The organism is Alteromonas sp. AMM-1 (assembly GCF_047290655.1).
GTDB classification, from domain to species: domain Bacteria; phylum Pseudomonadota; class Gammaproteobacteria; order Enterobacterales; family Alteromonadaceae; genus Alteromonas; species Alteromonas mangrovi.
The window spans coordinates 1-11,454 of the sequence record NZ_JBLBUE010000108.1 but is presented as its reverse complement, the minus strand read 5'-3'; the positions used below and the strand labels follow the sequence as shown (position 1 = coordinate 11,454).

11 protein-coding genes are annotated in these 11,454 nt (G+C 47.2%); 8 read left to right on the top strand and 3 right to left on the bottom strand.

The window, feature by feature from the left end:
* Both mmsB and ACLR2L_RS14700 read left to right on the top strand, forming a co-directional pair.
* Positions 1–860 (top strand): 3-hydroxyisobutyrate dehydrogenase (gene mmsB, locus ACLR2L_RS14705; protein ID WP_413369083.1); only part of this gene is annotated, 860 nt, incomplete at its 5' end.
* A 204-nt stretch (positions 861–1,064) separates the two neighbouring features.
* The gene (locus ACLR2L_RS14700; protein ID WP_413369081.1) at positions 1,065–2,291 is read left to right on the top strand and encodes a TonB family protein; all 1,227 of its coding nucleotides are present in this window, start codon (positions 1,065–1,067) and stop codon (positions 2,289–2,291) included.
* A gap of 79 nt (positions 2,292–2,370) precedes the next feature.
* On the opposite strand, the gene ACLR2L_RS14695 is transcribed toward ACLR2L_RS14700, so the two are convergent.
* Together ACLR2L_RS14695 and ACLR2L_RS14690 are read right to left on the bottom strand one after the other, a co-directional pair.
* On the bottom strand, positions 2,371–3,885 hold the full coding sequence (locus ACLR2L_RS14695; protein WP_413369079.1) for a DUF3413 domain-containing protein: 1,515 nt from the start codon (positions 3,883–3,885) through the stop codon (positions 2,371–2,373).
* Between the two features lie 6 nt (positions 3,886–3,891).
* A complete protein-coding gene (locus ACLR2L_RS14690; RefSeq protein WP_413369077.1) occupies positions 3,892–4,113 on the bottom strand; it encodes a DUF1414 domain-containing protein in 222 nt (73 codons plus the stop codon).
* A gap of 136 nt (positions 4,114–4,249) precedes the next feature.
* Here ACLR2L_RS14690 and yejK point away from each other — a divergent pair, with 136 nt between their 5' ends.
* The 3 genes from yejK (at position 4,250) to ACLR2L_RS14675 (ending at position 7,070) form a co-directional block, all read left to right on the top strand.
* A complete protein-coding gene (gene yejK / locus ACLR2L_RS14685) occupies positions 4,250–5,287 on the top strand; it encodes a nucleoid-associated protein YejK (RefSeq protein WP_140956943.1) in 1,038 nt (345 codons plus the stop codon).
* A 105-nt stretch (positions 5,288–5,392) separates the two neighbouring features.
* Positions 5,393–6,268 (top strand): 6-carboxytetrahydropterin synthase, encoded by an 876-nt coding sequence (locus ACLR2L_RS14680; protein ID WP_413369075.1) that lies wholly within the window; start codon positions 5,393–5,395, stop codon positions 6,266–6,268.
* Entirely contained in the window at positions 6,261–7,070 is an 810-nt protein-coding gene (locus tag ACLR2L_RS14675; RefSeq protein ID WP_413369085.1) for a M23 family metallopeptidase, read from the top strand. Before ACLR2L_RS14680 ends, ACLR2L_RS14675 begins: the two co-directional genes overlap by 8 nt.
* 80 nt (positions 7,071–7,150) lie before the next feature.
* Here the strand turns inward: ACLR2L_RS14675 and ACLR2L_RS14670 are convergent, their stop codons facing one another.
* Positions 7,151–8,929, bottom strand: coding sequence for a M61 family metallopeptidase (locus tag ACLR2L_RS14670; protein ID WP_413369073.1), 1,779 nt, complete (start codon positions 8,927–8,929; stop codon positions 7,151–7,153).
* Positions 8,930–9,051: 122 nt separating this feature from the next.
* Between ACLR2L_RS14670 and ACLR2L_RS14665 the strand changes: the two genes are divergently transcribed.
* The 3 genes from ACLR2L_RS14665 to ACLR2L_RS14655 all read left to right on the top strand — a co-directional run.
* Complete coding sequence (locus tag ACLR2L_RS14665; RefSeq protein ID WP_413369071.1) at positions 9,052–9,729, top strand: flagellar brake domain-containing protein; 678 nt, start codon at positions 9,052–9,054, stop codon at positions 9,727–9,729.
* 76 nt (positions 9,730–9,805) lie between these two features.
* A complete protein-coding gene (locus tag ACLR2L_RS14660; RefSeq protein ID WP_413369069.1) occupies positions 9,806–10,267 on the top strand; it encodes a DUF962 domain-containing protein in 462 nt (153 codons plus the stop codon).
* A gap of 139 nt (positions 10,268–10,406) precedes the next feature.
* A partial coding sequence (locus ACLR2L_RS14655) for a sensor histidine kinase (RefSeq protein ID WP_413369067.1) occupies positions 10,407–11,454 on the top strand: 1,048 nt, incomplete at its 3' end.

Below are 11,454 nucleotides of genomic sequence, written 5' to 3'. Positions count from 1 at the left end.
GCAACATGGGTGGCCCGATGGCGGCCAACTTAGTGAGAAAAGGCGAATCCGTTACCGTATACGATCTGGTTCCCGAAGCCGTTAAATTACTGGAGGAAAAAGGCGCTATGGCTGCCGGTAGTCCTCAGGAAGCGGTTAAAAATGCCGACGTGGTGGTAACCATGCTGCCCGCGGCCCAACATGTTAAATCGCTGTACCTGGGCGACGATGGCCTGATTGCGCATGCCAAAACCGGTGCACTGTTTATTGATTGCAGCACCATAGATGCACAAAGTGCTAAGCAGGTGGGCGCAGCTGCGGTAAATGCTGGCTTTGCGTTTATTGATGCTCCGGTCTCAGGCGGTGTGGCTGGCGCTGCAGCCGGTACGCTAACCTTTATCATGGGCGGCGATGACGCGTCTGTTGCGCGCGCTAAACCTATTCTGAAGCACATGGGCGCAAATCTGTTTCACGCAGGTAGTCTGGGCGCAGGGCAAATTGCCAAGTTGTGTAATAACATGTTGTTGTCGGTATTAATGACCGGTACCTCTGAAGCTCTGCAGCTTGCAATAGCCAATGGGCTGGATCCCAAAGTGATGTCAGATATTATGCTACAAAGCTCAGGGTGTAACTGGACCCTGCAAAAATACAATCCTTGCCCGAATGTGATGGATAATGTGCCTTCGAGTAATCAGTATCAGGGCGGCTTTATGGTGAAGCTGATGAATAAAGATTTGAGTCTGGCGATGGAAGCCGCGCAGCAGGTGGGGGCGTCTACGCCCATGGCGGCCGCTGCACAGGCGTTGTACCGCATGCATCAGTTAAAAGGAAATGGAGATCGCGATTTCTCCAGCGTTTTTGAATTGCTCGGCAAAGCATAGTTTTTATACCTCTCTAAACAACACATCCGGGTGGCATCTTGCCCGGGTGTACTTTCATTATGCTCCTGTTGTTCTCATCACGCACTCACAGATATAGGCTATTGGTCTGATGAGTGTTGACAATTTGTTCACATGTTATACTTTAGTTGTGTAGTAACGAAATAATTTACGCAATGAATGTGTTGTTCACTTAGGAGTAGTGGAATGAAAGTTACCCCATCCCGCCTGGCTGTTGGCCTGGCACTTATTACTGCCGGTTGTTTCTCTCAGGCTTACGGTGCATCGGTTACCGACAGTTACAAACAATACCAAATTGCCTCTGCACAGGGCGATGTTCAGCAAGCGTTGGTTTATGCAAAAGCGGCATTTGAACAGGGCCAGACAGCCTATGCTCAGGAACCAGAAAATCGGCTCAACCTTAACTACAACTTAGCACTGGCGTATGCCAATGCAGGAAACACTGAGCAAGCTATTGAACAGTTTAACAACGTAGTTGAGCAAAGCGAAAGCGTGTTTGGCAAACATCACTTGCGTACGGTTGCCGCCAAATTAGAACTGGCCAAACTGTATACGTCACCGGATAACGGTTTAAGACAATCCACCGCGATACACAAGTACAAACAAATATCACGTGAACTGTTGGATGGCCTTGATGAGGCATCTGCTGCGCACCCGGATGATGCTGCTCAGTTGTATTACCTCGTTGTTACCCGGTTATTGAGCACCAATACACCGCTGATTGCAAATTCCGGTGCGATAAACATAGTTGAGCGTGGATTTGCGTTAGCAATAACCCACTGGGGCGAGCAGGACACCCGCACGTTGGATCAGGCATTTATACTCGGTAAAAGGTTGTTTTCTAGTCGTGACTTTAGCAAAGCGGCATTGTATTTAAACACAGTGGCAACAACGTTGGATAACCACCTGGCGTACAGCCACCCATGGAGTTTGCAGGCTCACGCGATGCTTTCGGCGTGTTACGAGCAAAACGGTAATGCCCAACTGGCGGCTTATCACAGCGATAAAATTCAGCAGATGACGCCCTGGAGTGAACATCAGGATCCATTGCCATTAATGCGCCAAAGCCCCGGTTACCCCCATGGAGCCGACCGTAAACGGGATGACGCCACGGTAACGGTGAGTTTTGATTTAAATGAAAAAGGCGAAGTCGTTAATGCAAGCATTGTGAATATCGACGGTAGCCGCTATTTCGGTGACAGTGCGTTAGAAGCCGTTAAGCAATGGCGTTATGCGCCGCAAATTAAAGATGGACAGGCTGTAGCTGCGACGGGACTCACTGTCAATGTCGACTTTGCAGGTCAGTCTTTTTATGCGTTAAATAACATCGACTGGGAACTGGGTTATCATCGCCGCGATGATTTGTTTGACAGCGCAGCGTACCGCGTTGTGAAAAAAGACTCAGCCAAATAAACCATTTTTAAGAGAATACAAACCAAAACGGGACGCATAGCGTCCCGTTTTTTCTAATGAAGATCAGTACGTTAAATCGTTACTGCATAAAGCGCGTTAAATGTTTTATGGCGCGGCTAAGTAAATCTACATTTAACTCTTGGTCGCTGCGCATATTGTTACTGATTTGGGTAATGTCGTAACTGCCGTTGCTCAGTACCTCTATGCGTTGATCCCCGTATATAACAACGACTTTCTCTCCGGATGTACTCACCAGCCAATCGCGCTTGGGTGCAAGCAAATTTTGCCCGGTAGAGTAATAGCTCACGTCTGCAGCACAACCCAGTGCGTTCAACAGCGTAGGGGTTAAGTCTTCGTTACTGGCAAGGTTTGCCGTTACCGGCAGATTGGTGAACAGGCTGCCGGTTGGCGCGCCATAACCCGTGGCAACCATCACCAGCGAGCGGGATAAATCCTGTTGTGCTAATAACGATGTAATGGTTTCTCCTGACACAAAAGCAATGGTCAGCGCTGCGCTATTCTCAAGGGAAGTGGCAAATTCCACAGCAGGGAATTGCTTTTTCCGGAAACGAATATCTTCAACGTAAACCTGCGCCGAAACACCATAGGCTTTTGCTAACGCCAGAATAATCGGCGATTCCTGCAGCAGACTTTGCTGGTACAATTCCGGCACACCAAACAAGGTGCTGCTAATTAACCCTTCTGGCGAACTGGCCAGAGTAAAGAATTGTTCAATTTCGCGCAGGTCGGCATTTTTAACCGCAGTTTGAATATTTGCCTGGTCAGTTTGTACCAGCAGCAGTGCACTCTGACTTTCATCAATGGCGCAATACACAGGTGCAGACGGGTAAGCAATCGTGTGAATGTCGGGCTCAAACTGCAGTTGTTTGCGCTGCTGATAGCGTTCGATATCCAGCAAACCATAACGCGACATGGTGGTTTTTGCTGTTGCCGGATAAGAAAACGGAAACATATTGTCCTGTTTAATAATCGGCTGATACAGCTGTGCATCTGCCCACACGTGGATGGCATGACCCGATACAAAACACACCACAAAAAAGCTCACAACCGGGCGAGCAATACGATGGGTCATTAATCTGTCGATGCGCTTCCAAACCGCATTGGCCAGCATAAGCTGGAAGCCCAGCCAAATCACAAACAACAATAATAAATACAGCCATTGTTGCCAGTTGATAGTTAAAAACTCACTGGCCGCTTCAGACTTAATCAGGTTTGCAGAACTGTGTGTTAAATGAAATCCCGTACGGTTAAACAGCAACGCATCAAATGCCAGTACCGCCAGGCCAAGCGCAGAAACCGCTGAAGCAATGGTTTTAATGGTGTGCTGTGACACGTCCAGATAGCACAAAGGCAGGATAAAAATCACAAACCCAAAAAAGGTTAAAAACCCAATGTGACCAAACCAGTTGGCAAATAAATAAAACGTACCCAAGCCGGTACCCGGCGCAGGCGAGGACACTACATAAACAGAGGCAATGATAATGGCGATAACAATGTTGGCTAACGCGAACCAGTGCCCCCAGTTAACCAGCTTGGTAACGCGTTGACGTCGTGGAGATTCCGCTAAAATCATGGTAGCTTATGCTGTTCCCTGTACGCTTTTAGTCAGTACTTTGGTAAATTGTTCAACCATGGCTCGTCGTTGATGCGGCGCAACCTGTTGTTCAAAAATGTGGGTGATCACATTACCCAGTACCATTAAAGAAAGATCGCGACCAGCGCCTTCTTTTTCGAGTACCATTATAATTTCGTTCATCAGACGCTCGAAGTCGGCATCGCTGTATCGGCTTTGTTGGGGCACTTTACGCCTCTTGTGATTAATTCGCTTGAAAAAGCATAGTTTTGGCAATAAAGCGATTATAATCGTTGTGCATCTGATAACAATCATTCATTCAAAAAACTGCATCATTAATCAACGAATTGGACATCAGTAATACATGAGCATATTGATACATCATTTTGTCGTACATCAGCTTATCGTGAATAACGACGGCAAAATGCAACTGATCCCACGAGAAGGTTGCCTGCCGGTCACTTCTGCATTAGAACAACTCGGACACCAGTTACATCATACCTTTGTGAGTAAACCGGGTAAGGGTGTAGGGCATTTTGCGGAATCAACCGAGCAAAATACGTTTGTTACTGCTTTGCAGGGTTATCAGGCTGCGCATGCAGACAGTCCGGCCGACAGTGGCAGCGCTTATCTTGCTTTCACGAAAGACACCAGTAATTTACTGGTGCAATCGCTGGTTGATACCGGCCAGGTGGAAACCGGGTTTGTGCTGTTTGTACACTACGAATATCTGGCCACGCAGTTTTTATTAGTTACTCTGTTAAATACCAAGGCGCACGTGGAAGTGAGTCAAAATCTGGATTTGTCCAGCCGGGAGCACCTGGACCTGGCCAAAATGCAGTTGGCTGTGCGTATTGATTTAACCCAGTATCGCATTGAACCACAGCAGCAGCGCTACATCAGTTTTATCAAAGGGCGGATGGGCAGAAAGGTTGCTGACTTCTTTATGCAATTTGTTGGCTGTGAAGAAAAAGTAGATGTGAAGCAGCAAAACAAACAGCTGATTCAGTCGGTAGAAACCTATCTGGCCTCTGAAAATCTTGATCCAGAAGAAAAAACCACCCACCGCGAGCAGGTGACCAGTTATTTTAAAGAACAACTCGACAGTGGCGAAAGCATCCGGGTAAGTGAGTTGTCAGCGAGATTGCCATCCGATGAAGGCAGCGATCACAATTTCGCGGCATTTACCGCTGGACTTGAATCACCGCTGGAACCTGAAATTCAACCCGATCCGGCTGCGCTAAGACAACTTACCAAGTTTACCGGACAGGGCGGTGGTGTGTCGGTGAGCTTTGAACGTAAATTGCTGGGCGAACGGGTAATATATAATCCTGACACCGATACGTTAACCATTAAAGGCATCCCGCCTAACCTGAAAGACCAGTTAAAGCGAAATCTGTAGGAATAGCAGGCCATACCAGCGAAAACTGAGTATAATGCCTGCATTAAATACCCGGCGACGAATAGTCGGGTACCTGATAAGTAAGAATTAACCTGACGAGACGTAATGCAATTATTTGTTAATGACTTAACCGTAATGGACTTCTCCTACCTGTGCCCGCAGCGCGGCATGGTGGGTGAAAGCTGGATTGTGGATGTGTTGCTTGATGGCACGCTGAACGAAGAGAGCATGGTTCAGGATTTCGGTATCGTAAAGAAAAACTTAAAGCGACTCATCGACAGCTATGTTGATCACAAGTTGCTGGTACCTGCAGAGTGCAGTGCTACTACTATTCGTCATGACGACGACACAGACTATGTAGAAGTGAATTTTGCGCTGGCAGATCAAAAAGCCATCCAAATGTATTGTCCTGCGGATGCCTATGCGTTTATTTATGCGCCTATTATTACAATGGACTCGGTAAGTGAATACCTGCGGGAAGTGATTGCAACACATTTACCCGACAACGTAGATAATCTTACTATTCTGCTGCGCACTGAAGTCATTAATACGCCGTTTTATCACTATACCCATGGGCTAAAGAAGCATGATGGTAACTGTCAGCGTATTGCTCATGGTCACCGTTCTAAAGTTGATATTTATACCGATGGCGAAAATGACCTGGAGAGTCAAACCTACTGGGCAAATCGTTGGTGCGACATTTACATTGCTTCAGAAGAAGACAGGATCACGGCTGGGCAGTTGAAACTGCAACATAAATTACCCAGCTATCAGGATCACGTGTGTTTTGCCTACGAGGCGACACAAGGCTACTTCGAAATAGTATTGCCCGAATCACAGTGTGAAGTGATTGCCACGGATTCAACAGTGGAATGTCTGGCGCAATACATCTATCAACAACAAAAGTTGCGCAAGCCGGGTAGCCATTGCTGCGTATTGGCTTACGAAGGCGTTGGAAAAGGTGCCAGAGTTAGTGACTAAACGCCTGTTTTGCCTGTTAGTTGGGGTGTGTTTACATTTGTCTGCACAGGCCGGGTCGTTGGTGCTTAAAGGCGAGGCTACACAAGGCAGTCTGATGCGCGGCAAACTGCCTTCAGGCACTAAGGTGTGGCTGAATGACAATCCGGTAGATACCTTGGATGATGGTGCCTTTGCGATTGGGTTTGGTCGCGATGCAAAGGTTAGCCATACATTGCGTTGGTTACTACCATCGGGTGAACAACAAAGCCAAACCATCGTGTTGGCTGAGCGTGAATATCCAACTCAACGCATTGAAGGTGTGCCTCAGGCCATGGTTACGCCACCTGAAAGCGTATTGGCGCGAATAAAGAACGATAACTGGCTGGTAGCAAACGCCCGAAAAGCCCGTTCCGAATTGCGGGACTTTACTTCTGAGTTTATCTGGCCAGCCGAAGGACCAATTACTGGCGTGTACGGCAGTCAGCGCATTTTTAATGGTGAACCAAAGCGTCCGCATTACGGTGTGGACGTGGGCGCGCCAACCGGTACTGATGTGGTAGCACCCGCAGGCGGTACAATTACTCTGGCACAGGCTGATTTATACTATTCCGGTGGCACCCTGATCATCGATCACGGACTTGGCGTTAATTCGACCTTTTTGCATTTAAGCAAATTGACGGTAGCGGTGGGTGATCGGGTAGAGCAGGGTCAGAAAATTGGTGAGATCGGTGCAACCGGCCGTGCAACCGGGCCACACCTAGACTGGCGGTTGAACTGGTATGACGAACGATTGGATCCGGCACTGTTAGTACCGCCCCGTTGAACCTGCACGCTGAAAAGTAAGCTACTATGCGAATTGGTATTAATAAAACAGGCTGCAAATCGCGGCCTGTTTGTTTAGGGTTAGTGTAAACCAAGCCAGGCGGCAAAAGCCTGTTTGTCGGTAATAGTGAGCGCGGTATGTTGTTTGGGTGCTTCCAGTAAGGGCATCGTCAGGTTAAGTAAGCGGCCATCGCGCACCAGGGTTAAACTAAAGTCACCATTGCGTTCGCTAGCGAGCATGCGGTCGAGCAATTTTACATTTACTACAAATCCGTCAATGGCTATTAATCGATCATTCACTTGCAAACCGGCTACACAGGCAGCAGAACCTTGCTGAACGGTCAGAATAGTCGAGCCAAAATCTGCGGCTTTAACCGTCGCACCAAAGCTGTATCGCGCAGTGGCTTTGGTGGGCATTTCACCCCCTTTGTCGTCCACCGACAACGCTGCATTTTCAGATACGCTTACGCCAATGTCTTTGAGTAATTCGGCCAGTTCAACGTCTTCAGTGCCATAGGCCACACGCGCCAAATAATCACTCACATCCAGATTGAATTCCGATAAACACAGTCGCGCTATCACATCCGCTGGTGTGCCCCTATTGTGGCCAAATTGCTGCCACAATGCCTGCATGAGTTTATCCAGTGTTGCCTGGCCTGCGCTGCGCTTGCGTAGCAGCAAGTCCAACCCCATCGCAACCAGGCCGCCTTTATTGTAATAACTCACAATGTTGTTAATTGCGCTGGCATCCTGCTTATAAAATTTGGTCCATGCGTAGAAACTGGACTCGGCAATACTTTGTTTGAATCTGCCCACGTTGCGCATCAGGCGGGTTTGGTTTTGCCCCACTATTTTGAGGTAATGCTGAGGCGGGATCACGCCGGTTCTTGCCAGTGTCACGTCATCATAAAAGCTGGTAAATCCCTCATAAATCCACAACTGGTCGGTATACACTTCCTGGCTCAGGTCTGCGTTCACTAATACATCGGGTTGAATGCTTTTCACATGCCAGGTATGGAACAATTCGTGGCTGCACAAACTAATAAAGTTTACGTAGCTGTCGTTCAATTGCGCAGGTTCGCCCGCCAGTGGCAGGTCAAATCGCGGGTATAACAATGCTGTGGAGCTGCGGTGCTCCAGTCCGCCGAAGCCTTGTTCTGCAATTAGCGTCATAAATATATAACGTTTGATGGGGGCGGGCTGTCCGAATAAATTGAGGTGATGCTTACACACTTTGGTGAGATCAGTGCACATCCGCGCCATGTCGTAGCGGGTATTGCCGCTGAACAACAGCACAAACTCTACCCCCTGAACCACAAAGCTTTCGTACGTGCATTCTCCTATAAATATAGGGTGATCGATCAGTTCATCATAATCACTGCACAGGTAAATCCCCTCAGCCTGTTTTTCCATCGCCGTTTCAATGCGCCAGTGAGGCTTGGAGGCGGGGGCACGCATCATTACCTTGCAAGGTAATGTCTCAGCGCCTTCAACCTTCAGAAACACGCTGGTGCCGTTACAGAAGGCATACTCGTCATTAATAAACGCGCTTCTTACGGATAAATCGAAGGCGTATACCTTGTAGGTGAGGGTGAATGCCTTACCATCAGCCTGTACCTGCCAGGTTTGTTTGTCTGTTGGTATTACGCTGATAAGGTTTTGATTAAGGTGATGGCCTTCAATGGTAATAACATTGCGCGCAAAGTCTCGTACCATATAGCTACCCGGGATCCAGGTGGGCAACGACACCGTGACAACCGGCTGGCTAAGGGCGGGTACTGACATGGTAACCAGAAACACGTGTTGGCTGATAGAGTCGACACTGAGTGTATAGTCGATACCGGTGAAATGCGAAGCCATGGATCAGTTTCTCCTGTCTGGTGCAAAATCATAATGATTAGCACCAGATGTTGGGTAAGGGTTTGTTAAACGCATAAAATATGATTATATAGCGATATCAAAAGTGATTTCAGTGTTTAATCATGGCAAAACAACCAAATAGACAATTAAGCAGTGCCGATCTGGACAGTTTACTGTCATTACGTCCCGGAACTACGGTTGATTTGCAAATTTCTACGCCTACCGCCCCCAAGCGGGTGAAAACCCAGTATGTGGGTATTGATCTGCCTACCAGTATGATTTTTCAGGTACCCAGTGAGTCTAAATGGGGCTATCTGCGCGATATTCTTGTGCCTGAAAACGAAGTGGTGGTGCGATATGTGTTGGAAGGTGAACAAGGTAAGGTCATTGCATTCAGAGCTGAGGTGTTAAAGGTAATTACCCATCCTTCATCTCTGTTGTTTGTAGATTTCCCGGTAAGCTTACAAAGTTTAGCGCTGCGCAAACACAAACGCTGGACGCCGGGGATTCAGGCGCAACTCAGTGTGTCTGAAGGGGAACAGGATATCGCCATTCGAAGTATGATCCTCGACGTGTCTCAACAGGGGTGCCGATGTGTCTGTGACGCATCGCCGGATTTTCCTCAGTTGGAAAGTGGCAAAGCGGTTAAATTGATGATCGCCGATGAAAAAGACCTGGTATGCAAAGGCGTGGTTAAGAACATTAGCGTTACCCAATCAAAGTGTTTTTATGGCATCCAATTTTCATCTGATGCAGAAATTGTTAAAAAATTGTTGAATCGATTCATCGTAGAGATTTAGGATAGGGTGGTAAGGGGTAGTCGTTGAAGGTAAACGCAATACCCTGCAGACATCACTTCTGTTATACGGGGACAACATGCGAGATATCGAACGATTATTTAACGAATACGCTGAGAGCCATCAGAACCGTACCAATAAACTGATTCATCAATTGGCCGTTCCGCTGATTTATTTTTCTGTGATTGGATTGGTGTGGTCAATTCCAGTGCCGGAATGGGTTGCGCAGTACAACATTAATTTTGCCCACTTACTGGTATTGCCAGTGTTGTATTATTACTTTTTATTGTCTGGGCCGATTGGCGCAGCCATGACACTCCTTACCATTGCCTGTTTTCTGGTGATCGAGCAAATTGCCTCGTCAGACATACCGGTATGGCAAATGAGTGTGGCGGTGTTTGTAGTGATGTGGATCCTGCAATTTGTTGGCCATGCTATTGAAGGCAAGCGCCCGTCATTTTTTACCGACCTCAAGTTTTTACTCGTTGGCCCGGCCTGGGTATGGGGCGGCTGGTTAAAGCGCATGAATATTGGTTACTAATGCATTTTGAGCGGCAGGCCATATCTGCCGCAACCACCTACTACTTCAGAACAATAGCTATTGTTGTTACGATGTGCGATAAAGCAATGCCCATTCGCGATTAACCCCGTCTTTGATTTATTGATTCCACGTATAATGCATGCTGATGAATTTAAATAATGGTACCTTAGTGCTGAAGTGGCAGCGTTTATTTGAAAACAACGAACGACTTTTCTGGGTGTTACACACCGTTGGATGGGCCGGTTTCGCTGTGGTGTATTACATTGGTTCGTTTTTACATGAAGTACGACCCATCTTCCTGTTTATCATCATTCTTAATTCATACGCTGGCTGGATCCTTACCATTCCGCTGCGTTACATTTATCGCTGGGCCCGCAAACAAAACGTCCCCAGGTTGTTGTTTACTGTACTGCTGTCTACGTATGCGGTTGCATTGATTTGGGCGGTAGTTAAAAACGTAAATTACTGGGAGATATACAAGCACGGTTTCCGTCCTGAAGCCTGGTATATGTATTTCAGTAATACTATCGACAGTATGATTATGATTGGCTGTTGGAGTGGTCTGTATTTCGGGATTAAAAACTTTGAGATGCTGCAACGCGAAAAGCAAAATGCATTGAAAGCCAGTACCATGGCGCACCAGGCACACCTTAAAATGTTGCGCTATCAGTTAAATCCACATTTTTTGTTTAATACGCTCAACGCCATATCTACCCTTATTTTAATGAAAGAGAACGACACCGCTGAAGCCATGGTGTCGAGGCTGAGTGATTTTTTGCGATATTCGCTAGACAACGACCCGATTAAAAAAGTACCTTTAGGTCAGGAAATCAAAGCGTTACGATTGTATTTAGAAATAGAAAAAGTGCGATTCGGCGAGCGGTTGGAAGTAACCTGGGACATTGAGGAAGACTGTGAAAATGCCATGGTGCCCAGCATGATCCTGCAACCCATTGTTGAAAACGCCATCAAGCACGCCATTTCCAAACTACAGGAAAACGGTCGGTTATCGATTGTGGCCAGCCGGTTTGGCAACGATTTATTACTGGATGTTGCCGATAACGGACCCGGTGCCGATATCAGTGATGGGCAGTTAAGTCGAGTAGGTGGCGTGGGGTTACCTAATATTAAAGAGCGTTTACACGCGCTGTATAATCGTAATTTTGCATTTACCGTAGAACATAATC